The organism is Winogradskyella sp. PG-2, assembly GCF_000828715.1.
Taxonomy (GTDB): Bacteria; Bacteroidota; Bacteroidia; order Flavobacteriales; family Flavobacteriaceae; genus Winogradskyella.
The window spans coordinates 822,671-846,769 of sequence record NZ_AP014583.1 but is presented as its reverse complement, the minus strand read 5'-3'; the positions used below and the strand labels follow the sequence as shown (position 1 = coordinate 846,769).

The window sequence follows — 24,099 nt, the reverse complement described above, 5'->3', positions numbered from 1 at the left end:
TAAAATTATGTCTCGTAGAGAAGAAAAATTTTTTGCTCTCGCTTCTATAGATTATCAAGGGGTTTCGAAAGAAGAATTAAAAGACCTTTTCAGAAAAACTCTGAAATCTGGTATGCATGGTTTATGTGCTAGTCCTTACGAAGAAGGCCAAGAACCAGGAGATCAATTATCGGAAGATCAAATACGTAGACGTTTAAAAATAATAAAACCATATACTAAATGGATTCGTTCTTTTTCATGTACCGATGGAAATGAATTATTACCAAAAATAGCTAAAGAAATGGGAATGAAAACCCTGGTTGGTGCATGGCTGGGTGATGACTCTGAGGTTAATGAGAATGAATTAGAAGGTCTTATTAATTTGGTGAAGCAAGGTTATGTAGATATTGCTGCAGTTGGTAATGAAGTAATGTATAGAGGGGATTTAGAAGAAGATGAACTACTAGAAAAGATAAATTACGTTAAAAGAACTATTAAAGATACAGGTATACCTGTTGGATATGTAGATGCATATTATGAATTTCAAGAGCGACCAGCTATCACAGATGCTTGTGATATAATTCTTGCCAATTGTTACCCTTTTTGGGAAGGTTGTGACTTAGACTATTCAATTCTTTATATGAAGGATATGTATAATAAAGCTTTCCGTGCTGGTAATGGTAAAAAAGTGATTATTACAGAAACAGGTTGGCCAAGTAAAGGAACAGCTTTGCAAGGCGCATTTCCATCTGAAGAAAACGCAATTAAATATTTTATTAATACTCAAAAATGGTCTCAAGAAGACGATATTGATATTTTCTATTTTTCATCTTTTGATGAATCTTGGAAAGTTGGTGGCGAAGGAGATGTTGGCGCATTTTGGGGAATTTGGGATAAAAATGAAAACCTTAAGTATTAAAAAGTATAATTTAACATCTTAGCAGTGTAATGATGTTTATATTAAACTATGTAATTACTTATCTTTACTGAATTCGAATAATTTTTAATTAAAATGAAACACCCTAGAATTCAATTTTTAGTAATTTTCTTTATTTGCTGTTCTTTTTTCACATGTAATGATAAACCTTCGAGGGATTTAAATCCAAAAGAATTGATTGGGGGATTTGAACTTTTGTCGTCTGAAAAAACAGGAATAGATTTCAATAATAGTATAAAAGAATCCACAACTGTAAATCATATTTATTATAACCAAATATACAGTGGTGCTGGTGTAGCCATTGGGGATATTAATAATGATGGTTTATCGGATGTATTTTTTGGGGGGAATCAAGTTTCTGATAGGCTATACCTTAATAAAGGTAATTTCACCTTTGAAAATATTACAAAAAAATCAAGAGTAGCTAAAAATTCTGGATGGACTTGGGGAGTTACTATGGTAGATATAAATGCAGATGGTTATTTAGATATATACATATCACGAAATGGGGAATCTATGAAACCCGAAGAACGAAGGAATCAACTATACATAAACAATCAAGATTTAACATTTACGGAATCAGCCCAAAAATATGGATTAGCAGACGTAGGGTTTTCTTCAGAGGCTGTATTTTTTGATATGGATAATGATGGGGATTTAGATATGTATCAAGTAAATCAATTACCAGATTCTAGATTATTTAGACGATACAAGATTCCTCAAAAACGCCAAAAATATTACACGGATAAATTGTATTTAAATGTAAATGGTAAGTACAAAGATGTTTCAGAGAGTGCTGGTATATCAAGAAGTTTAACGTATGGTTTAAGTGCAAGTGTTTCGGATTTTAATAATGATGGATGGATGGATTTATATGTTTCTAACGACTATGACGAGCCAGATTTTATGTATTATAATAATGGTGATGGCACCTTTAAAAATGTAATTAATGAAAAATTAAAACATATTTCAAGGTTTAGTATGGGTACAGATGCTGGTGATTTAAATAATGATGGACTTATGGATATAATTACTTTAGACATGTCAGCAGAAGATCATTATCGTTCAAAAACTAACATGGGTTCTATGAGTAGAGAGGCGTTTAATAAGTTAGTTAACTCAGGAAAGCATTATCAGTATATGAATAATACTTTACAGGTGAATTCTGGAGTTGGTCACTTTTATGACGTTGCTACTATGAATGGTATAGCACAAACGGACTGGAGTTGGTCAGGTCTTTTAGCAGATTTAGATAACGATGGACTAAAAGATATTATGATTACTAACGGAATAAAAAAGGATGTAAGAAATAATGATTTTTTAACGGTATTGTATAAAGAATTAGAAACAGACTCTAAGGACTTTTTTGAGATGAGTAAAAAAGCGCCATCTAAGCCAATTGCGAACTATGTATATAAAAATAAAGGGAACTTAGAGTTTGAAAAAATGACTGAGGATTGGGGTTTTAATACACCAAGTTTTTCAAGTGGTATGGCTTACGGTGATTTAGATAATGATGGTGATTTAGATGTAGTTATAAACAATATGGAGTCTGAAGCTTTTGTATATAAAAATAAAAGTAATGGTAACTATTTAAAGGTGCAATTTGAAGGTTCTGAGGAAAATACTTTTGGTTTCGGAGCAAAAGTAACAATACGCCATAACGAAAAAATGCAATTAGCTCAAAATACGGTTACTCGTGGTTATTTATCCTCTGTAGAACCCGGTTTGTTTTTTGGGCTAGGCAAAGATAAAAACATTGAAAAAGTTGAAGTGGTATGGCCAGATGGTAAAATAAATAGATTTACTAACGTTAAAGCTAATACTACATTAATAGCTAAATATGGCGAATCTATAGTATCAGATACAAGTACTAAAAGAGAGAGTTTGCCACTACTTGATAATTTAGATTCAGAAGATTTAGGAATAGATTTTGTGCATAAAGAAAATATATTTGATGATTTTGAGGATGAAATTCTTTTGCCTCATAAGTTATCAGAAAACGGACCTTTTTTAACTGCTGGTGATGTAAATGCAGATGGATTTGAAGATGTTTTTTTAGGTGGAGCCTCGGGACAAAGCGGTACATTGTATTTGCAAAATCAAGAAGGTCAATTTATTAAAAATGAATCTCAACCATGGGAGGCTGATAAAGCTTCGGAAGACTTACAATCCCTTTTTCTTGATGTAGATAATGATAATGATTTAGATTTATATGTTACTAGCGGTGGTAATCAGTTTAAACTAGGACATCCAAGTTTGTACGACAGATTATATCTTAATAACGGTAAGGGTAATTTTTTTAAGGCTATTAATGCTTTACCAGAGATTGCGCAAAGTTCTCAGTGCGTCCAGCCATCAGATGTTGATAATGATGGGGATCTAGATTTGTTCATAGGTACAAGATTAATACCTGGTAAATATACATATCCAGCCACCAGTTATATTTTAATTAATGAAAATGGTATGTTTAAAAAAGCACCATTACAGACGAGAAAAGCATTAGAAAATATAGGGATGGTAACAGATGCTGTATTTACAGACATCGATAATGATAATGATGAAGATTTAATGATTGTTGGGGAGTGGATGGAAATTAAAATATTTCATAACCAAGATGGTGTTTTTGAGGATCAAACAGGTTCCTATAATCTAGGTAATACAAGAGGTATATGGTGGAGTATATCTGCAAACGATATTGATAATGATGGGGATGATGATTATATAATAGGTAATTTAGGTAATAATAATAAATTCAAAGCTTCTAAAGCTCACCCATTTAAAGTGTATGCTAACGATTTTGATAACAATGGTACCAATGATATTGTATTAGCAAAATTTTATAAAGATGATTATGTTCCTCTTAGAGGTAGGGAGTGTACAAGTCAACAAATGCCTTATGTAGCAGAGAAGTTTGAAGATTATCACAGTTTCGCATCTTCAACACTTATAGATATATTGCCAGAAGATAAAGTAAACGATGCTATAATATATGAAATAGAAAGTTTTGAAAGTATTGCCTTAATGAACGATAATGGTAAATTAAAAATAAAGCCATTACCTGTTGAAGCGCAAATAGCACCACTAAAATCATCTTTTATTTATGATATAAACAAAGATGGCTTCAAAGATATTATTACTGTTGGTAATCATTATGGTGTTGAGGTTGAAACTACACGATACGATGCTGGTTATGGTGCTATATTTTTAGGTAATGAAAATAATAACTTTAAATTTTTATCACCTAATGAGAGTGGTTTCGATGTACCATATGATAGTAGAGATTTAAAGTTTATTAATCAATCAGATAGGCCCCTTCTTATTATCACAAATAATAATGCAAAACCATCTGTTTTTAGAGTTAAAGGCTAAACTAAGAGTGTATAGTTGAAAAGACAAAAAGATTGAGATGTATATAAAACATAAGTAATTGAAAATCAGATTAATTGACTGTTTTGTCTTATGTAAACAAAATGACTGTTTTTATGTATTGTATGGTTTTTGTATAGGTCTTAAATACTATATAATTGAATAAAATTCATTTTCTTGCATAAATAACTAATAATTAAACAAAAAATTATGAAAAAAATTACTTTATTATTTGCTGCGATTCTATTCAGCTTCGCAGGTTATGCTCAAGTATTTCCTTTAGATTTTGACGATGCAGCGGATGCTTTTTCACCTTTCGGAGGATCTGGATCAAGTATTATTGATGACGGTGGAGATATGGTTTTACAAATTGATGGTGGAACAGACAATTGGGATGGTGCCTCTATTAATTTTGCTACTTATGTTGACTTATCAGATGATAGTAACAACACTATAACTTTTGATATCAAACCACCTGCAGGTGCAGGAACTCGTGATCATTGGTTTAAATTTGAAGCTGGTACTGGTGGACCTGCAGTTGCTGAAGTAGCGTTTAGTACAACTGGTGATACTTGGCAAACAATAACATTAGATTTTGGCGCCGGATTAGGTGAATATGCAACTTTGGCTATATTTACGGACTCGGGTACTAGTGGTGGCAATTCTGCAACCGGAGCCTATTTGTTTGATGATATTGCTGGTGGTTTATTAGGAACTACACCATCTCCAGACCCAGAACCATCCGGACCAGCACCAGTGCCAACGTCTGCTGACGGTAACACTTATAGTATATATAACGACACCAATAGTTATACTAATGCATTGAATGTGTTGTACAGTTTTGGAACTTCAACTCAAATAGATTTAGATGCAACGGCTGCTGTGAATAATGCTTTTAAAATGAATTTGAATGCAGATGGATTTGGTCAAGGTGAAGGAGGGCCAGATGACGTTTCTGGATTTGGTTTTGTGACCTTCAATTACTGGTTTTCGAATTCCGCAGGAACTGCTGGGTTTACTTTCATTATGATAGATAATGATGGTGCTGTTCAAGAGTTTGGTTATCAAATTGGTGATACTGGTAATGGTGATGCTGCTGATGTCGTTCCAGAAGCTTGGACTCAAGTATCTATTCCAATGTCGTATTTTACCAATCTCGGATTTGACAGTACAAACCTTTTCCAGTGGAAAGTAGATCGTTACAACCAATCTGGTGACAACGGTGGTTTTCTTTACTTAGATAATATTCTTTTAACAGTTCAGGACCCATTATCCACTAATGAATTTGAAACTGTATCCTTCAAAGCGTTCCCTAACCCAACGAATGGGGATTGGAATATTTCAGGTACTTCAGTAATAAATACTGTTGCTGTTTATGATGTTTTAGGAAAACAAGTTTTAGCTTTAGAGCCTAATTCAAATGATTTTGTAATAAATGCTTCGTCATTAAGAACAGGTGTTTATTTTGCTAAGATTGAAGGTGTTAATGGTTCTAAAACTTTTAAACTTATCAAAGAATAATATTATAAAAATTTATAAATCTTAGTAAAAAGCGTGTTTAACTTATTTAAACACGCTTTTTTTATAGATTTATATGGTGATGTTTTATTTTAGTATCAAATTACTGGCATTGAAAAAAATACTTTATTTCATTTTAATAAATTTTTTAGCACTAAGTTGTTCGCAAGACAATAAAACAGGGTCTATTAGAAGTGAAAAAAAATCAAATGACTTAATTAAGGAGACGAGTCCATATTTGTTGCAGCATGCTTATAACCCTGTGGATTGGAAGGCATGGAATGATGAATCCTTGAAAATTGCTAAAGAACAGAACAAATTAATTATAATATCAGTTGGCTATTCGGCTTGTCATTGGTGTCATGTTATGGAGGAAGAGAGTTTTGAAAATGACTCCGTAGCCAAGTTAATGAATGATAATTTTATAAATATTAAGGTAGATCGAGAAGAACGCCCAGATGTAGATCAGATATATATGAGGGCAGTTCAGTTAATGACTGGTAGTGGTGGTTGGCCTCTTAATTGTATTACTTTACCAGATGGAAGACCAGTCTTTGGTGGTACCTATTTTACAAAAAATCAATGGATTAAAGTTTTAAAGGACATGTCTAGCCTGTATAGAGATGATCCAGAAAAAGTTATTGCATATGCTGAGAAGCTAACAGACGGTGTAAAGAAATCAGACTTAATAACGGTAAACAAAGCATCAGTTCAGTTTGATGCTAAAATGCTTAAAATAGTAGTAGATGAATTTAAACCGTTGCTAGATTTTAAAATAGGAGGCTTAAAAGGTGAACCAAAATTTCCAATGCCTAGTAATCTTAATTTTTTGTTGCGCTACAGTTTTCAGAAAAATAGTAAAGAGTTATTAGACTATGTATTAACATCTTTAACCAAAATGTCTAATGGAGGAATATATGATCAAATAGGAGGTGGATTTTCAAGATATTCAGTAGATGACAAATGGCATATTCCCCATTTTGAAAAAATGCTTTATGATAATGCCCAATTAATAAGTCTTTATTCCAAGGCCTATCAAATTAGTAACGATAAAAATTATAAAACTATAGTAGAGGAAACTATAAGTTTTGTAGAGTCAGATTTAGCGGATAAAAACAGTTCGTTTTATTCGGCTTTAGATGCAGATAGCGAAAATAGAGAAGGTGAATTAGAAGAAGGTGTTTATTATAGTTGGACAGAAGAAGAACTGAAAACTGAGCTTGAAGATGATTTTGCTTTATTTAAAGCATATTATAATATTAATGCTAAAAGTAAATGGGGGAAAGATACTTATGTGTTATACAAAACACTGTCTGATGAAGAGTTTACTGAAAAGCATAAGTTGAGTTTAATAGATCTAAACGCTAAAATTAAGTACTGGAAAACAACCCTTAAAAAAACCAGAGATTTAAGAAAATCACCAAGAAAAGATGATAAAGCATTGACTTCTTGGAATGCATTAATGCTTAAGGCATATTTAGATGCATACAGAGCATTAGGTGATGACTCATATCTTCATAAGGCAATCAAAAATGCAAATTTTATAAAAGAGAACCAGATTCAAAATAATGGTGAATTATTCCATAATTATAAAAATGGTAAAAGTTCAATTGAAGGGTTTTCTGAAGACTATGCGCATACTATAAATGCTTTTATAGAATTATATCAGATGACCTTCGATGAACAATGGCTTAATTTATCAAAGGATTTAATGGACTATGCATTAGCACATTTTTTGAATACCGAAAGCAGTATGTTTTACTTTACTTCGGATAAAGAAACAAATTTGATAACCCGAAAAACTGAAATTTATGATAATGTAATTCCATCTTCAAATTCAGTTTTAGCGGATTGTTTGTTTAAATTGGGACATTATTATTCAGACAAAACATATTCTAATCTAGCTAGTCAAATGCTAAGTAATGTAAGTGATGATATAATAAAAGCACCATCTGCTTATACAAATTGGTTAAATTTGTACATGAATTATTCTAATCCGTTTTATGAAGTTGCAATAGCTGGTAAAGACGCAAAAAATAAACTAAGAGATATTTCTAGCTTTTATTTACCTAATATATTAATATCGGGTTCGCAATCACCAAGTAATTTACCATTATTGAAGAATAAATTTATTGAAGAAGAAACATTGATTTATGTCTGTGTTAATGGAACTTGTAAATTACCTGTGAGTTCAACAGAGAAGGCAAAAAGTCAGATATCGAAATAAAATAGACTAATATGACAACACTAAAAGAGTTAGCGGAAATACTCAATATATCTGTTTCAACAGTTTCTAAGGCACTAAACGATAGTCATGAGATAAGTGAGAACACGAGAATACGTGTTAAAGAGTTGGCAACTAAACTTAATTATAAACCGAATAGAATAGCTCAACAATTAAAGAATAATGAAACAAAAACAATAGGAGTTATTTTGCCTACGGTTACCAATCCTTTTTTTGCAGAAGCATTGCATGGAATTGAAAAGACTGCTACTGAGAATGATTATGATATTATTGTATGCTTATCTAATGAGACTTTGAGTAAAGAGGAGCGTAGCTTAGAATTATTATCTAATGGCAGTGTTGATGGTTTTATAATGACAGTAGCAAGAGAGACTCAAGTAAAAGAGCATGCTAAACATATACAATCTATTTTAGATAGTAAAATTCCTGTTTTGATGTTCGATAGAGTTATGAACGAAATTATTTGTGATAAAGTTGTAGTAGATGATTTTCAATCTGTCTATGATGCCACTGAATATTTGATTGAAAAAGAGGAACGTAAAAACATCCTTTTAGTAAGTAATATAGAAGAGCTTAGTGTTGGAAAGTTAAGAACGCAAGGTTACTCTAAAGCATTAAGGAATCATAAATTGAATCCACATATTTTAAAACTAGATAATGCTATTGACGTAGAGAAAAATATTTATAATTATTTAACCAAGAACAATGAAATTGATGCTATTATTTCAATAGATCATATCACAGGAATTGTGGCTATTAATATGGTAAAAAAGATCGGTAAAGAAATTCCTAAGGATATATCAATTGTTGGATTTGGATATGAGCATACCGAGCTATTATCAAGTCCAAAAATTTCAATTATCCATCAAAAGGCTCATAAAATTGGTGAAATGTCTGTAAAACTTCTTTTAGATAAAATAAACTCTAAGGATCATAAGATGCAAACTATCGTAGTACCTAGTGAACTTAATTTAAGTGAATCAACTAAATAATTGATTTTGAAATACTCAGGTTTTAACATAAAAAAAGCCTGATTTTATCAGGCCTTTTAGTTTTATAACGAGAAAATATTAGTTATCCTTTACTTTCTTTGCTGCAGCATCTACAGCATCGTTACCAGCTTTCTTGGCAGCATCAACTGCATCACCTGCAGCATCTTTTACGCTGTCAACTGCGTCACCTGCAGCTTCTTTTGCATCATTAGCCATATCTTTCGCACCTTCTTTTACATTATCTACCGCATCACCTGCAGCATCTACAGCACTGTCAACTGCGTCACCAGCAGCGTCTACTGCATCACCTGCAGCTTCTTTTGCACTATCAACTGCATCGCCAGCAGCATCAGCAGCATTTTCAGCGGCATTTTCTACTGCATCAGCAGCATTTTCTACAGCGTCTTCTGTCTTCTCCTTTGTTTCTCTACAAGAAGTAAATGATAATCCTAGCACAGCAACTAGTGCTAAGCTTAATACAACTTTTTTCATTTTAATAGTTTTAGTGTTAATTTTTGTTAATATACGAAAATAATAATTTTAACATTAATTTAATCATCATATATCTAAGCTATATACGTATGTAATCAAGGATTTGGATGACAGCACCTTTATTTTTTTCTATAAAACGGCTATTAATTTGACCTTTATTTTCAACAAGTTGACTGTTTTCTAATAAGGTATTTAGGTTGGATTCAAAGGTGTTTGGATTTATAGCTGTTGCTACACCTCCTTTATTCACTAGTGTCTTTGCTTCGGGGAATTTATCATAGTTTTTACCAATAATTATAGGAATGCCAAAAACCGCAGGTTCTAGTATGTTATGTAATCCTGTAGAACCAGCTCCTCCGCCTACATAAGCAATATCTGCATAGCTGTATACCTTACTGAGGTAACCAATAGTATCTAAAATGAAAACACTATAATCAGCTAAATTTTGATCGGACATTTCAGAATAACTAACTGTTGTTGTTTTTAGTTGCGATTTTAATGAAGCTGTATAATTTGCTTTTACATTATGTGGAGCAATTATAAATTTAATATTGCTATTTAAATTAGTATTAATAAAATTCATGTAAAGTTTGTCATCTTCTGGCCAAGTACTTCCTATTACCACACAGAATTTATTGGCTACAAATTCTTCTATAAATGAAAGGGAATTATTAATGCTCAATTGATTTGAAACCCTATCAAAACGAGTGTCCCCAGAAACTGAAGTACTCTTATAATCGATATTTTCTAAGAGTATTTTAGAATTTTTGTCCTGTGTAAAAATATGCTTAAAAGCAAATAATGCGGAAGTCATAAAACCTCCATACCATTTAAAAAAGCTTTGACTTTTTCTAAAGACAGCAGAAATTAAAATAGCATTTAAATGACGCTTCTTAATTTCTAATAAAAAATTTGGCCAGATTTCATACTTTATAAAAATGATATAGTCCGGATTAACCAGGTTAAGAAAACGTTTTGCATTAGATGTTGTGTCCAGAGGAAGATAAACGACAACATCTGCAATTTCTGTATCCTTTTTCACCTCATATCCCGAAGGTGAAAAAAACGATAAAACTATTTTATACTCAGGATATTTAGTTTTTAAAGCTTCAAAAACAGGCAGACCTTGTTCGTATTCTCCCAGAGATGCACAATGAAACCAAAATGTTTTATCATTTGGTTTAATATTATTTCTAAGCTTATTGAAGGTTTCTTTTCTGCCAGAGACACCTTGCTTCAATTTTGGGTTAAAAAGTGCTACAAGCTTTACTATAAAACTTGCAATATAAATTCCTAAAGAATAAAGTACTCTCAAAAAAATAAAGATTTATGCTAAAATACATTTCTTTCAATTAATTGTATTGTACTCGTCTTTAGTTTTTGTTTTTAACTGAAAATGAAATAGGGATAAATTTTAATGATTTATATGAAATAGAAAAACTCAAGATTGGTTCATTGGCATAGCGGTTACAATTTTGTATTTTCGCTTAGGCTTTTCGGCTGTATTAATATTCTAAAAATAATCTTCAGAATGAAAAAAATCCAAATGGTAGACCTTCAAGGTCAATATGCGAAAATTAAAGACGTTATAGATCCTTCAATTGAAGAGGTGATGAATAGCGCGGCTTTTATTAATGGTCCTAAAGTTCATCAGTTTCAAAAAAATCTTGAAGATTATTTAGGTGTAAATCATGTTATTCCTTGTGCTAATGGAACAGACGCACTTCAAATAGCAATGATGGGACTTGGTCTTAAACCAGGAGATGAAGTGATAACTGCAGATTTTACGTTTGCAGCTACTGTTGAGGTTATTGCTTTGTTACAATTAACACCAGTTTTAGTAGATGTAAATCCAATCACTTTTAATATTGATGTTGAAGCCATAAAAAAAGCTATTACTCCAAAAACAAAAGCAATTGTACCAGTCCATTTGTTTGGTTTAGCCGCGGAAATGGATGCTATTATGGATTTAGCGAAAGAACATAATTTATATGTTATAGAAGATAATGCTCAAGGAATTGGTGGGGATTATACGCATAGAGATGGTTCTAAAACAAAAACCGGTACTATTGGTCATGTAGCTTCTACCTCATTTTTCCCCTCTAAAAATTTAGGTTGTTATGGAGATGGAGGTGCAATTTTTACAAATGATGATGATTTAGCACATACTATTAGAGGTATTGTAAATCATGGTATGTATAAGCGTTATCACCATGATGTAGTAGGTGTAAATTCACGATTAGATTCTATTCAGGCTGCAGTTTTAGATGCCAAATTACCGCATTTAGATGCTTACAATAAAGCAAGAAGAAATGCTGCCAGACAATATAATGAAGCTTTTAAAAATCATAATAAAATAACAACTCCAAGCGGATTAAGTAATTGTGATGGTATTTGTGATACTTGTGATTGTCATGTCTTTCATCAATATACTTTAACTTTAAAAGATGTTGATAGAGATGCTTTGGTTTCTCATTTACAGGAAAAAAATATCCCTTGTGGGGTTTATTACCCAATTCCATTACACAAACAAAAAGCTTATTTAGATGAGCGATATAATGAAGATGATTTTACGGTTACTAATCAATTAGTAAAATCTGTGATATCCTTACCGATGCATACAGAATTAAATGATGAGCAAATTGAATTTATAACAACAACAGTTTTAAACTTTATAAATAAATGAAAATTTTAGTTACAGGAGGCCTAGGTTTTATAGGTTCGCATACAGTTGTAGAATTACAAAACGAAGGCTTTGAAGTTGTGATTATAGATAATTTGAGTAACTCTTCTATTGAAGTCATAGATGGTATTGTTGCGATATCAGGTATAAAACCAAATTTTGAGGAGTTAGATCTGAAAATAAAAGAAGACGTAAAAAGCTTTTTTCAAAAACATAATGATGTTGCGGGTGTGATTCATTTTGCTGCAAGTAAAGCTGTTGGTGAAAGTGTTAATAATCCTCTAATGTACTATGAAAATAATATTAATACGTTGGTTTATATGCTACAAGAAATTGAAAAACTTGAGCTACAGAATTTTATTTTCAGTTCATCTTGTACAGTTTATGGACAGGCTGATGAATTACCAATTACAGAGAATGCTCCTGTAAAACCTGCAGAGTCACCATATGGTAATACAAAGCAAATTGGCGAGGAGATTATTAGAGACACTTGTAAGGTCAATGAGAAATTAAATAGTATTGCTTTACGATATTTTAATCCAATCGGAGCGCATCCAACTGCAGAAATAGGAGAGTTGCCAATAGGAGTGCCTCAAAATTTAGTACCTTATATTACACAAACTGGCATGGGAGTTCGAGAAAAACTATCTGTTTTTGGTGGTGATTATCCAACATCTGATGGAACATGTATTAGAGATTATATTCATGTAGTAGATTTAGCAAAAGCACATGTTTTGGCATTGCAACGCTTATTGCTTGGTAATAATGATACAAATTATGAGTTTTTCAATCTTGGAACTGGCACAGGTAGTTCTGTTTTAGAAGCTATTCAATCTTTTGAGCGCGTCTCAGATAAAGCTTTAAAATATGAGATAGTAGACCGAAGAGAAGGAGATGTTATTTCTGCCTATGCAGAAACCTCTAAGGCAAACGATGTTTTAGGCTGGAAAACAGAGTTAACTTTGGATGATGCTATGGCTTCAGCTTGGAAATGGGAACAAAAAATAAGAAATAAATAAGAGCAGATTAAATAGGATTGTTAATAGACATAATTGCAATAGGCAAAGATCCTGTAAAAGATATCTAAAAGGAAGAATGTCACCTTTGTAATGAAATATGGTGTGATTTATAATTAGTAGCTTTTTAAGCTTCTAAAACTTCTTTTTTCTTCTTGTTATTAAAAAGACCACTAAATAGTAGCATAATCATACCTGTAGTAACAGATAAATCAGCTATATTAAAAATTCCTGTTTTAAAAACACCTCCTAAATTAATATAGAAAAAATCAGTGACTTGCCCATAGACTATTCGGTCAAAAACATTAGCAATTCCTCCGCCAATAATACAACAAAAGGCAATAACGCTTAACCGATCTAATTCTTTAGTTTTTATAATGTAATAGATGACATAACCTAGAACTAATGCTGGTAAAATAAGTAGAAAAATAAGCTTTAAGGTTGGGTTCATATCACTTCCCATACCTAAGAAAGCACCTTTGTTCTCTACGTATTGCATAATAAATTTATCTCCGATAAGAGATTTAATTTCTCTGTATTCAAAATTTGCTCTAACCCAAACTTTAGAAATTTGATCAATAGCAATATTAAATACGATAAGAAGAGTAATAAATATATTTCTATTCAAAGCAGAAGTGTTTAAGCATTAGTTTCAAAAGTAGCTGAAGCTGTTTCTGCTTCTCTGTTTATTTTCCTAACTAAGCCCTGTAAAACTTTACCTGGACCTACTTCAGTGAAATGTTTAGCACCATCTTCAATCATTTGTTGCACAGATTGTGTCCAACGTACAGGTGCAGTTAATTGCGAAATTAAATTAGCTTTTATTTCGTTTTCATCTGTAATGGCACAAGCCGTTACATTCTGATATATTGGGCAATTTGGTTTACTAAATGTTGTATTTTCAATGGCAGCCGCTAATTCTTCACGAGCTGGTTCCATCATAGGTGAGTGAAATGCTCCACCTACTGGTAAGACTAAAGCGCGTCTTGCACCTTCTTCTTTCATAGCTTCACAAGCTCTATTAATAGCGTCAACCTCGCCGGAAATCACTAATTGACCTGGGCAATTGTAATTAGCAGCGACCACAACTCCTTCGGTTGTAGCGCATATTTTTTCAACGACATCATCATCTAAGCCTAAAACAGCAGCCATTGTACTTGGTTGTGCTTCACAAGCTTTTTGCATCGCTTGCGCGCGCTGAGACACTAACTTTAAACCATCCTCAAAAGTTAAAGCGCCAGCTGCTACTAATGCTGAAAATTCTCCAAGCGAGTGACCTGCAACCATATCAGGTTTAAAAGTATCACCTAAAGTTTTTGCTAATATTACTGAGTGTAAAAATATAGCAGGTTGGGTAACTTTAGTCTCTTTTAAGTCTTCAGCAGAACCTTCAAACATGATATCAGTGATATGAAATCCTAAAATATCATTGGCTTTTTCAAATAGCTCTTGAGCTAAAGGTGACTTTTCGTAAAGGTCTAATCCCATTCCTGAGAATTGAGCTCCTTGACCTGGAAATATATATGCGTTCATTAGTGTTTTAATTTAAGATGCAAAAATAGGAATAATATTAAACTTATAAGTTAGATGTTGCAGCTTCTGCACAACGTTCGCCATCCATCGCAGCAGAGACAATTCCACCAGCATAACCACCTCCTTCTCCGCAAGGATATAAATTAGTGATTTCGGGATGTTCTAAAGTTTCAGTTCTTGGAATATTTACAGGTGATGAGGTGCGCGATTCTACGCCAATAATATTAGCTTCTTCTGTATAATAACCTCTCATTTTTTCTCCAAAAGCTTTAAATCCTTTACGTAATGAACCTCCAATTAGTTTTGGTAACAAAGAGTGCATTGGCGCCGATTTTAATCCTGGCTGATAAGACGTTTCATTTAAGCTTGACGACAGCTTGCCTTCTACAAAATCTGTTAATCGTTGCCCAGGAGCAGATTGTGTTCTTCCACCAGATGTAAAAGCCAATCGTTCTAAATTCTTTTGATATTCTAACGCTTTTAAAGCGCCAAAGTGTTCATATTTATAGAGGTCTTTGTCAACATTTATTTCTGTAACTATACCAGAATTTGCAAACTTGTTATTTCGTTTTGAAGGAGACATTCCGTTAACGACAACTTCACCGTTAGCAGTTGCAGCTGGTACAATAAAACCACCAGGACACATGCAAAATGAATACACACCTCTATTATTAACTTGTTGCACCAAACTATAAGCAGCAGCTGGTAACAATTCGTCTCGTGGTTCACCTTTACAGTGATATTGAATACCATCAATAATTTCTTGAGGATGTTCAACCCGAACTCCCATGGCGAATGATTTTGCTTTTAAAGCCACATTTTTACCATTCAATAAATAGAAAATATCTCTTGCAGAATGTCCTGTTGCTAAAATGACTTTTTCGACATTAAGTTCATTTCCATTTTGAAGTTGAATAGCAACAATCTTATTATCTTTTAAAGTAAAGTCTGAAACTCTAGATTCAAAATGAACTTCTCCTCCATACTTCAAAATCGTTTCTCTAATATTCTGAACAACTTTAGGTAATTTGTTAGTGCCTATATGTGGATGTGCATCTACCAAAATTTGATCTGTGGCACCATGAAACACAAGATTTTCAAAAATACGACGTACATCTCCGCGTTTTAGACTTCGGGTATAGAGTTTACCATCGCTATAAGTGCCAGCTCCACCTTCTCCAAAGCAGTAATTAGAATCTTCGTTTACAAAATGATCTTGGTTTATGGCTTTTAAATCGCGACGACGCTCTTGTACATTTTTACCACGTTCTAAAACAATAGGTTTAAAACCAAGTTCTATACAGCGAAGAGCTGCCCACATTCCTGCTGGTCCAAACCCAATAATATGAATAGGTTTTGCATTAGATACATCTTTATAATCAAACGTATAATTTGAAGTTTCAGGTACAGGTTCATTGATATAAACTTCAACTTTATAATTGAACATAATATTTCGCTTACGTGCATCAATTGATTTTCTAAGAATTTTCATTCCAGAAATCTCAGAAGGTTTCATACCCAAATCATATGCTGCTTTATTGAGCAATCCATCAGGTTTTCCTTCTTGGTGTAAATTGATACGAAGTTGTAAGGCTTTTATCATAATGCGAAATTAGTTATATTTATTAGGTATAAAAATCTAACTAACTAAATATAAAATCTTAGACTTATGGAGTTTACATTAACAACTAATATTAAGGCAACAGCAAAACAAATTTATAAGTCATGGTTAAGTACACAACGTCATAGCAAGATGACTGGAAGTCCTGCATTTATTTCGGATAAAGTTGGTGATACGTTTAAGGCATGGGATGGATATATAACAGGTAAAAATATAGAACTAGAATCTTATAATAGAATTGTGCAATCTTGGAGGAGTGCTAATTTTGAAGACAGCGAAAGCGACTCTCAAATAGAAATCTCACTTTCTGAAAATGAAGGGGATACGACTTTAACATTAAAGCATACTAACGTTCCAGAATCAGGTGAACATTATAAAAAAGGTTGGGAACAGCATTATTTTGAACCTATGCGAAACTATTTTAAGGTTTTAAATAAAACTAAATAAAAAATGACCCTTTCCATAAATTTATGGAAAGGGTCTTTTCTTAATATAGGCTTATTACTCTTCTAAACTTAGAGTCTTAATATTATCCTTATATACACGATCAATTAAGATATGTCTCGGATCAATTGCTGCTTTAACTGGCAATGAATCTAGCTGAACTGTAATTGAAGATTTTTCTTTATTAAATTTAATGCGTTTTTCACTGTACAAACGTTCTTCAGCACCATCCATATAGAAACCGACATCTATCCAATCGTTAATAGCTGTTTTAGTTTCATTACCAATACTATCCGACTTTATTTTAGAACTTTCAATTTCTAAAGTAACTTCGTATTTGCCATTATCTAACTTTTTGTAATTCGCTTCTTTTAAACGATTATCGTACAAAGTAATTTCCTTAAACCAATCTGTTACCAAATATTGTAAAGAATCAGGTGCTTGAGGTTCTAAATGCCTTAAAAAATCTAAAGATGTTGGATAAGGTGGCTTCTTATAGCGATATTCTTCAAGGAAGTTTTTCATCGCTAAATTTACTTTATCCTCTCCCATATAATCTTGAAGCGCATATAAAATCAAACTACCTTTGCCATAGTGAATATATCCTTGGTTTTCTACTTTGTATAGTGGCAACTCTTTTTCACGTTCACCACTTCGTCCTCTCAAATAACGATCGTGATCGTATTTAAGAAACTCTCTCATTTTCATTGGGTTTTCTGTAATGTTTTTAATAGTCATTAATGCAGAATATTCAGAAAAACTCTCACTCATCATGGTACTACCTTGCATGTTAACTCCAAGGACTTGGTGTGCCCACCACTGATGAGCCATTTCGTGAGCAATAACTGCATCAACGACGTTGTTACCGGTTTCGTCTTCAAGATTAATGACAAACCCTATAGCTTCAGAATAAGGCATAGTTCCTGGAAATGCTTGTGCAAAAGAAGCATAGCGCGGAAATTCTATAATACGACATTGCTTATGGAAATAAGGTCCGAAATTTTCAGTATAATAAACTAAAGAACGTTCTACTGCATCTAACATCATGTCTACATTTTCAGGATGTTTCTCATCATAATAGACTTCAATATCAATACCATTCCATTTGCGTGTTTTGATCTCAAAATCAGCCGACATAAATGAATAGAAATTTAAGGAAGGAGTGTCCGTTTTATAATGATAATAATTCCTTCCATTTTCCTCCCATCTTTTAATTAACGAACCAGGAGCAATAGCAGTTTGACCTTTTACGGTAGAAACAACACTCTCAACATTAATATAATCGGATTGTCCGTTATTTATATAATTGCGATTATGTAATTCGCTGAGCTCTCCAGATAATTTTGGTGTACGTTCTTTAGGTTCTAGACCATATTTCTTTCTTGTATTTTTATCTCCAATTTCATAAGCTTCATTATAGCCCATAGTTGGAAGAATTTCACCATTATTGAAGAACGTTCCGTTCTTTATAATCATGGTATTACCAGTTCCATTTTGAAACCCTTTAGTAATATATTTATTATCTAATTTCATTATAATAGTTTCACCTGGCTGTAAAGCAGGACTCAACTTGTAAATAGTATATAAATACGTAGAATCTTTAAAAACCGGTTTAGCATTTGGTATATTGAGTTTTGTATCCCAACCTTCACCATTAAAGAAGTGCAATGAATCAATAACTTCAATAGACTCATTAGTTAATGCGATATCTGCTTTTACATGAATATCTCTTTTGTTTGGAAAAATATCAATGTAATATTTAGCATCAGTTATTTTTGGATGTTGAGCGTCTTTATACTTGCTATACTTCTTCTCAAATTCTGCCATTAATTGTTCTGTGGTATCACTAGAACGATATGAATTTAAAATTTGAGAATTGTAATACACAAAACCAGCAACTCCCAGCCAAACAATTGCAGCAATTGCGATAACACCTCTGTAACTTTTTGGAACTTCTTTACGAGCAGTTTTTATTCGGCTTAATAAAGAACTTTTCGAGCCACGATTCCATAAAGCACCAGCAATAAGTAACCCTAAAACAGCAAATAAAATCCAATATAAATTAAACCATAATGCCCCTTTAACTCCTGGTCCAAAACCATTCATATCTGAATAGAATGTTGAAGGTCCACCAGCAACATCTAACATGTTAGAGCTTATATCTAATATACTAAGAACAATTTCCCATATAAGAAGTATTAATATAGAAATAAAATACCCAATGTATTTATTGCTCGATAATACTTGGACTAATATTGTTATGCCACCAAAGGCAATAAATAGAGGAAGATTATCATAGAAGAAATCTAAAAGATAAACATCGATTTCTATACGTGTAAATCCATGCAGTAATTGATATATAGCACCAATACCTAAAAAGAAGATATTTAAAATTGAAGCAATACATACTAATGATAATGCTTTTGCTGACATTGAAATAAAGGATGTATGTGCTGTGGCATCTACAACTTCATTAATTTTATAATCTCTATCTCTCCAAATTAATTCTCCACTAAAGAATACTACAATGATGATGATGAAGATATCTGTATTGTCTTTTATAGAGTCTATAAGTTTGTAGGTCAATGGATAAGATTGAAGTCCGAAATATTCGAAACCACCACTTAAATCTGCCACCAGAATAGTGATACAAAACAGAAATAGAATTTTAAAAGTGACACTTTTTACAATACTTAAAAAGTTGGTATAGAAAAAGCTTTTAAACTGTACCCAATTAGTGGCTTTTGAAAATGAAGGGTTTAAACTTGGAAGTGAAAATAAATTGTCTCCTTTGGATTCTTTTATCTTTTCTTTCTTAACTTTTTTATTCTTCTTTTTGAAAGAAAAGCTAAAGTAAGAAAGCATCAAAACTAAAATTCCGACTCCTGCCCAAATTAACCTGTTCCACAAAAGTACTCCTGAAAACCCAGGGCTAATTGTGTTTTTCTCAGCTGGTGTAAAATATTTTGTTTCAATAGAATAGGTGTTTATACCAAATATATCTGATAAACCAGCAATGGTTTCATTATCTACATCAGACATTAATGAACCAGAAACAATATAAGCTACAATGATAACTAAACCACCGACAAAAGATATAACGGTGCTCTTCCATTTATTAGCCATAGCATAAATTATAGATCCTGCTAAAAACATGTTGGGTAAAATGAATAAGAGGTAATTATTTATAAAGGTTTCTAGATAAAAGTCCCCATAGCGTGATGTATCTAACCAGCCAAAAATAGAATTCATATAAGTTCCTAAAAGCATACCAATAAAAACTCCTAATAATGGTAGAGTTGAAACTAATAAAGCGCCAAAGAAGCGACCAAAAAAGTAGCCAGGTTTACTAAGTGGAGTCGTAAATAGAATTTCGTTAAACTCGTTATTATGGTCTCGTAAAGCAGCATTATTAAAAAATGCTACAGCCATTAAAAGGCTGAAAATACAGAAGACTGTAATATGGATAGTAATTGTATAGGGCGAATTACGATATACATTACCTATAGCTCCTCCAACTTGGACATTGTCGCTAACAGTTGCAAAGAATTCCATCAATGCCAATATAAATATGAAAATATACACCATAGGTTGCTTAAGCGTATATTTTAATTCCGATAAAAAGAATGTTTTAAACATGATTAAAATGGTTAGGATTGATTAGACAAGTACGTTAGACGTATTAATTTTAGAAAAGAAAACATCTTCTAAACCTGGCGCAACTGGCTCAAATCCATTTTGTGGATGCTCATCACTAAACACATGTATAAGCGGTTGTCCACCTACCATTTTATTTGAAATAATTTTATAGTCGTTAGCATAATTCTGAAGCTCGTCTCTACTCACTATTTTTTGGAAGACCTTACCGCTAAGCGCTTCTGTAGCATCTTTTGGAGAACCATGATAAACGATTTCTCCTAAGTTCATAATTGCCATTTTAGTGCAAAGTTCTCTTACATCACTTACTATGTGTGTTGAGAGAATTACAATAACTTCTTTACCAACATCAGCTAATAAATTATAGAAACGATTACGTTCACCAGGATCTAGTCCAGCAGTTGGCTCATCTACAATGATAAGTTTTGGGTTTCCTATAAGTGCTTGGGCAATACCAACACGTTGTTTCATTCCACCAGAAAAGCCTTTTACAGATTTTTTACGCTTATCATATAGGTTTACTTTATTTAAAAGATAGTCAACTATTTACTTTATTTAAAAGATAGTCAACTAATAGTTTACGTTCTTTAGCATTTGTAATGCCTTTTAAAATAGCTAAATGAGTTAATAATTGTTCTGCTGTAATACGAGGATAAACACCAAACTCTTGTGGTAAATACCCTAATACTTTTCGTATTTCTGCAGGTTGATTTAGAATGTCAATATCATCTAGAGTAGCTGTTCCTGAGTCGGCTTCTTGCAATGTAGCTAACGTTCGCATTAGAGAAGATTTACCAGCTCCATTTGGGCCTAATAACCCAAACATTCCGTTCTCTAATTCTAAACTTACATAATCTAAAGCTTTTACACCATTAGCATATGTTTTTGATAAATTGTTGATTGTTAATGTACTCATTGGAAAGTATTTTTTGATTGATTAGTTTTAAATATGACGACTCATTTAGTAAAGCGTTACATTCCGAGTCGCTTTTTTGCGTTTTCAAGGTAACTCTTTATATATAAAGACGCTAAAAAGGAGAAAACGGTTGCCTGCTTATTTTAGAAATAAGAAAAAGAAAACAATAAAAGAAGTCGAGTATTATTTCCTCAAATAAGTGATAAATGAAAACGCATGTGCATGTTTTTCATCAGCATCATGACTTGTTCTACTAACTTCTTTCCATTTAGTACTATCAATTTCTGGGAAGAAAGTATCTGCATTATTAAAAGTTGAATGAACTCGAGTAATTTCAAGTTTATCAACTAAATCCATAGATTGTTTATAGATTTCTCCACCACCAATTATAAATGGTTGACTATCTTTTTTAGCAGCATCAATAGCATCCTCGAGGTTATTGACTATAATAACTCCACTGGGAGCTTTATAGTCTGTTTGCCTTGTAATAACAATATGTGTTCTATTAGGTAATGGTTTAGGGAAACTCTCGAATGTTTTTCGTCCCATAATGATATGGTGACCACTTGTTAACTTTTTAAAGCGTTTAAGGTCATTACTTAAATACCAGATGAGGTCATTATCTTTTCCTATAGCATTATCTTCACCAGCAGCTACAATAATGGTTAGCTCATTGGAGTTTTTTTTTTCTGAAGCTGATTCCTTAGATTTTGCTTCGTTGTAGGCTTCAGATTTTGCTATTTCTGTCTCCTCTTTTAGTAATCCTTGCTTTAATTTATCAATGCGCTGTTGTTGTTGACTAACTAATTTTTCTAGTTGTTGTTTTTCCCAGTCTTTATTCATGAATTTATTGGTAACAAAGACATTAAAAAAATGATAAGCAAAAAGAAATAACCAAACTAAAATTGCATAAACAAACCAATCAATTCCAGCAATTTTAAAATCTTTACCGATGCCCAAAACAGTATTGGCTAAAATTAAAAATACAGCACCAATCAAAAAGATGACAAAATGAACATATAAACGCTTTTTTTGCCTAATGCGTTTTTGAGCATTTTCAATGAGTTCTAATTGGTCTTTATCTATAGTTGAAACTGGTTTTTTCTTACCGAACATAATTCAAATTTAATAAGATAAAGATACCTATTTTTTTACTAAATCGTTATCGTGATTTTATGTCATTATGTGATTCTTATTTTCGAAATCGATATAGTTGATAATCAGGTATAAAGGATGTTTTGTGTGTGTTATTAATCCATTAAAATTACTGTTTAAATTTTGTGAACTTAAACAAAAAGCAACCTCTATTTTATCAAATTGATAATTCTTTAGTTTTTAGACTTTTAATCGATATTATGTGTATTTTTCTTTTATACTTTTGTTTAGTAATTAAATTTATTATTATGGCAATTAAAAAGCAGTATTTAAAAAGTAAGCCAGTTTGTAAGGTAACATTTTCTGTTCCTGCAGAGGAGGCAAAAAGTGTAGCAGTTCTTGGAAGCTTTAACGAGTGGAGTACTAAAAAAGCTACAAAATTAAAAAAATTAAAAAATGGTACTTTTAAAGGTACTGTTGATTTAGAGAAAGACAATTCTTATGAGTTTAGATACCTAGTTGATGGTAAGTCTTATATCAACGACGAACAAGCAGATTCTTATGCTTGGAATGACTATGCAGCAGCAGAGAATGGTGTGCTTAGTGTGTAGGTAGTTCTAATTACTCCAAAACATTAAAAAAGCGTTTCTATATAATAATAGAAACGCTTTATTTATTTGTTCTACTTTATACAGCAACTACTCCTTTAATATGTGGATGTGGATTATAATCTACTAGCGTAAAATCTTCAAAATCAAAATCAAAAATATTTTTAATTTCTGGATTTAGAATCATTTTAGGTAATGGTTTAGGATCTCTAGATAATTGCAGTTCTAGTTGTTCCATATGATTGTTGTAGATGTGTGCATCTCCAAACGTATGAATAAATTCTCCAGCTTCATAACCACAAACTTGAGCCATCATCATTGTGAATAATGCATAAGATGCGATATTAAAAGGAACACCTAAAAATATATCTGCACTACGTTGGTATAATTGACAAGACAGTTTTCCATCTGCTACGTAAAACTGAAAAAAGGCATGGCATGGAGGTAAAGCAGCTTTACCATTAGCAACATTTTCTGAGAACGATTTTGATGTGTCTGGGAGTACGGAAGGATTCCAAGCAGAAACTAACATTCTACGACTATTAGGATTGCTTTTTAAAGTTGAGATAACTTCTTTAATCTGGTCTATTTCTTCACTTGCCCAGTTTCTCCATTGGTGGCCGTAAACTGGTCCTAAATCACCATTGTCGTCTGCCCATTCATTCCAAATTCTAACACCATTTTCTGTTAAGTACTTAGTGTTAGTATCTCCTTTTAAAAACCAGAGCAGCTCATATATAATAGATTTAAGGTGTAACTTTTTAGTTGTTACCATCGGAAAGCCTTCGCTTAAATCAAAACGTAGTTGATAACCAAAAACACTTTTTGTTCCTGTTCCTGTTCTATCTCCTTTTTCGTTACCTTCTGCTAAAACGTGTTTTACTAAGTCGTGATATTGTTTCATGCGCATTTCCTGCAAAAGCAGGAATCTCTTTTAATTAAACTTAAGTTTTTAGGAATGAAATGCTAAAAAGACACATCGACAAGCTCAGTG

General features: G+C 32.3%; 17 protein-coding genes and 1 pseudogene. 9 read left to right on the top strand and 9 right to left on the bottom strand.

Annotated elements, in window-relative coordinates:
- The first annotated feature begins 7 nt into the window (after positions 1-7).
- The 5 genes from WPG_RS03855 to WPG_RS03835 all read left to right on the top strand — a co-directional run bounded on the left by WPG_RS03855 (position 8) and on the right by WPG_RS03835 (position 9,040).
- On the top strand, positions 8-898 hold the full coding sequence (locus tag WPG_RS03855) for a glycosyl hydrolase family 17 protein (RefSeq protein ID WP_045469585.1): 891 nt from the start codon (positions 8-10) through the stop codon (positions 896-898).
- 93 nt (positions 899-991) lie between these two features.
- Complete coding sequence (locus tag WPG_RS03850) at positions 992-4,288, top strand: VCBS repeat-containing protein (protein WP_045469582.1); 3,297 nt, start codon at positions 992-994, stop codon at positions 4,286-4,288.
- A gap of 207 nt (positions 4,289-4,495) precedes the next feature.
- Complete coding sequence (locus WPG_RS03845; protein ID WP_045469579.1) at positions 4,496-5,806, top strand: T9SS type A sorting domain-containing protein; 1,311 nt, start codon at positions 4,496-4,498, stop codon at positions 5,804-5,806.
- Between the two features lie 109 nt (positions 5,807-5,915).
- On the top strand, positions 5,916-8,030 hold the full coding sequence (locus WPG_RS03840) for a thioredoxin domain-containing protein (protein ID WP_231850246.1): 2,115 nt from the start codon (positions 5,916-5,918) through the stop codon (positions 8,028-8,030).
- Positions 8,031-8,041: 11 nt separating this feature from the next.
- Entirely contained in the window at positions 8,042-9,040 is a 999-nt protein-coding gene (locus WPG_RS03835; protein ID WP_045469576.1) for a LacI family DNA-binding transcriptional regulator, read from the top strand.
- 78 nt (positions 9,041-9,118) lie between these two features.
- Here WPG_RS03835 and WPG_RS03830 read toward each other — a convergent pair whose 3' ends face one another.
- A complete protein-coding gene (locus WPG_RS03830; protein ID WP_045469573.1) occupies positions 9,119-9,532 on the bottom strand; it encodes a hypothetical protein in 414 nt (137 codons plus the stop codon).
- Positions 9,533-9,611: 79 nt separating this feature from the next.
- Complete coding sequence (locus WPG_RS03825) at positions 9,612-10,847, bottom strand: 3-deoxy-D-manno-octulosonic acid transferase (protein ID WP_045469571.1); 1,236 nt, start codon at positions 10,845-10,847, stop codon at positions 9,612-9,614.
- A gap of 216 nt (positions 10,848-11,063) precedes the next feature.
- On the opposite strand from WPG_RS03825, the gene WPG_RS03820 reads away from it, so the two are divergent.
- A complete protein-coding gene (locus tag WPG_RS03820; protein ID WP_045469569.1) occupies positions 11,064-12,218 on the top strand; it encodes a DegT/DnrJ/EryC1/StrS family aminotransferase in 1,155 nt (384 codons plus the stop codon).
- Positions 12,215-13,234: a UDP-glucose 4-epimerase GalE gene (gene galE, locus WPG_RS03815; RefSeq protein ID WP_045469566.1), complete on the top strand. Its 1,020-nt coding sequence runs from the start codon at positions 12,215-12,217 to the stop codon at positions 13,232-13,234. Before WPG_RS03820 ends, galE begins: the two co-directional genes overlap by 4 nt.
- A 124-nt stretch (positions 13,235-13,358) precedes the next feature.
- Here galE and lspA read toward each other — a convergent pair whose 3' ends face one another.
- The 3 genes from lspA to WPG_RS03800 are packed head-to-tail and all read right to left on the bottom strand — an operon-like array spanning position 13,359 to position 16,367.
- On the bottom strand, positions 13,359-13,859 hold the full coding sequence (lspA, locus tag WPG_RS03810; RefSeq protein WP_045469562.1) for a signal peptidase II: 501 nt from the start codon (positions 13,857-13,859) through the stop codon (positions 13,359-13,361).
- Between the two features lie 11 nt (positions 13,860-13,870).
- On the bottom strand, positions 13,871-14,764 hold the full coding sequence (fabD, locus tag WPG_RS03805; RefSeq protein ID WP_045469558.1) for an ACP S-malonyltransferase: 894 nt from the start codon (positions 14,762-14,764) through the stop codon (positions 13,871-13,873).
- A gap of 43 nt (positions 14,765-14,807) precedes the next feature.
- Complete coding sequence (locus WPG_RS03800; protein ID WP_045469556.1) at positions 14,808-16,367, bottom strand: NAD(P)/FAD-dependent oxidoreductase; 1,560 nt, start codon at positions 16,365-16,367, stop codon at positions 14,808-14,810.
- Positions 16,368-16,433: 66 nt separating this feature from the next.
- Here WPG_RS03800 and WPG_RS03795 point away from each other — a divergent pair, with 66 nt between their 5' ends.
- Positions 16,434-16,832: an SRPBCC domain-containing protein gene (locus WPG_RS03795; protein ID WP_045469553.1), complete on the top strand. Its 399-nt coding sequence runs from the start codon at positions 16,434-16,436 to the stop codon at positions 16,830-16,832.
- A 54-nt stretch (positions 16,833-16,886) separates the two neighbouring features.
- On the opposite strand, the gene WPG_RS03790 is transcribed toward WPG_RS03795, so the two are convergent.
- The 3 genes and pseudogenes from WPG_RS03790 to WPG_RS03780 all read right to left on the bottom strand — a co-directional run bounded on the left by WPG_RS03790 (position 16,887) and on the right by WPG_RS03780 (position 22,518).
- The gene (locus WPG_RS03790; protein ID WP_045469550.1) at positions 16,887-20,468 is read right to left on the bottom strand and encodes a M1 family aminopeptidase; all 3,582 of its coding nucleotides are present in this window, start codon (positions 20,466-20,468) and stop codon (positions 16,887-16,889) included.
- Between the two features lie 21 nt (positions 20,469-20,489).
- Positions 20,490-21,402, bottom strand: a pseudogene (locus WPG_RS03785) (ABC transporter ATP-binding protein).
- Between the two features lie 183 nt (positions 21,403-21,585).
- The gene (locus WPG_RS03780; RefSeq protein ID WP_045469547.1) at positions 21,586-22,518 is read right to left on the bottom strand and encodes a dihydrofolate reductase; all 933 of its coding nucleotides are present in this window, start codon (positions 22,516-22,518) and stop codon (positions 21,586-21,588) included.
- Positions 22,519-22,805: 287 nt separating this feature from the next.
- On the opposite strand from WPG_RS03780, the gene WPG_RS03775 reads away from it, so the two are divergent.
- Entirely contained in the window at positions 22,806-23,108 is a 303-nt protein-coding gene (locus WPG_RS03775; RefSeq protein WP_045469544.1) for an isoamylase early set domain-containing protein, read from the top strand.
- A gap of 76 nt (positions 23,109-23,184) precedes the next feature.
- Here WPG_RS03775 and WPG_RS03770 read toward each other — a convergent pair whose 3' ends face one another.
- On the bottom strand, positions 23,185-24,009 hold the full coding sequence (locus WPG_RS03770) for a thymidylate synthase (protein WP_045469541.1): 825 nt from the start codon (positions 24,007-24,009) through the stop codon (positions 23,185-23,187).
- Positions 24,010-24,099: the final 90 nt, after the last annotated feature.

Bases quoted from the DNA above. Each gene is read 5' to 3' on its own strand.
- WPG_RS03855 (WP_045469585.1), top strand. From the start codon at position 8: ATGTCTCGTAGAGAAGAAAAATTTTTTGCTCTCGCTTCTATAGATTAT.
- WPG_RS03850 (WP_045469582.1), top strand. From the start codon at position 992: ATGAAACACCCTAGAATTCAATTTTTAGTAATTTTCTTTATTTGCTGT.
- WPG_RS03845 (WP_045469579.1), top strand. From the start codon at position 4,496: ATGAAAAAAATTACTTTATTATTTGCTGCGATTCTATTCAGCTTCGCA.
- WPG_RS03835 (WP_045469576.1), top strand. From the start codon at position 8,042: ATGACAACACTAAAAGAGTTAGCGGAAATACTCAATATATCTGTTTCA.
- WPG_RS03830 (WP_045469573.1), bottom strand. From the start codon at position 9,532: ATGAAAAAAGTTGTATTAAGCTTAGCACTAGTTGCTGTGCTAGGATTA.
- WPG_RS03820 (WP_045469569.1), top strand. From the start codon at position 11,064: ATGAAAAAAATCCAAATGGTAGACCTTCAAGGTCAATATGCGAAAATT.
- galE (WP_045469566.1), top strand. From the start codon at position 12,215: ATGAAAATTTTAGTTACAGGAGGCCTAGGTTTTATAGGTTCGCATACA.
- fabD (WP_045469558.1), bottom strand. From the start codon at position 14,764: ATGAACGCATATATATTTCCAGGTCAAGGAGCTCAATTCTCAGGAATG.
- WPG_RS03800 (WP_045469556.1), bottom strand. From the start codon at position 16,367: ATGATAAAAGCCTTACAACTTCGTATCAATTTACACCAAGAAGGAAAA.
- WPG_RS03795 (WP_045469553.1), top strand. From the start codon at position 16,434: ATGGAGTTTACATTAACAACTAATATTAAGGCAACAGCAAAACAAATT.
- WPG_RS03790 (WP_045469550.1), bottom strand. From the start codon at position 20,468: ATGTTTAAAACATTCTTTTTATCGGAATTAAAATATACGCTTAAGCAA.
- WPG_RS03780 (WP_045469547.1), bottom strand. From the start codon at position 22,518: ATGTTCGGTAAGAAAAAACCAGTTTCAACTATAGATAAAGACCAATTA.
- WPG_RS03775 (WP_045469544.1), top strand. From the start codon at position 22,806: ATGGCAATTAAAAAGCAGTATTTAAAAAGTAAGCCAGTTTGTAAGGTA.
- WPG_RS03770 (WP_045469541.1), bottom strand. From the start codon at position 24,009: ATGAAACAATATCACGACTTAGTAAAACACGTTTTAGCAGAAGGTAAC.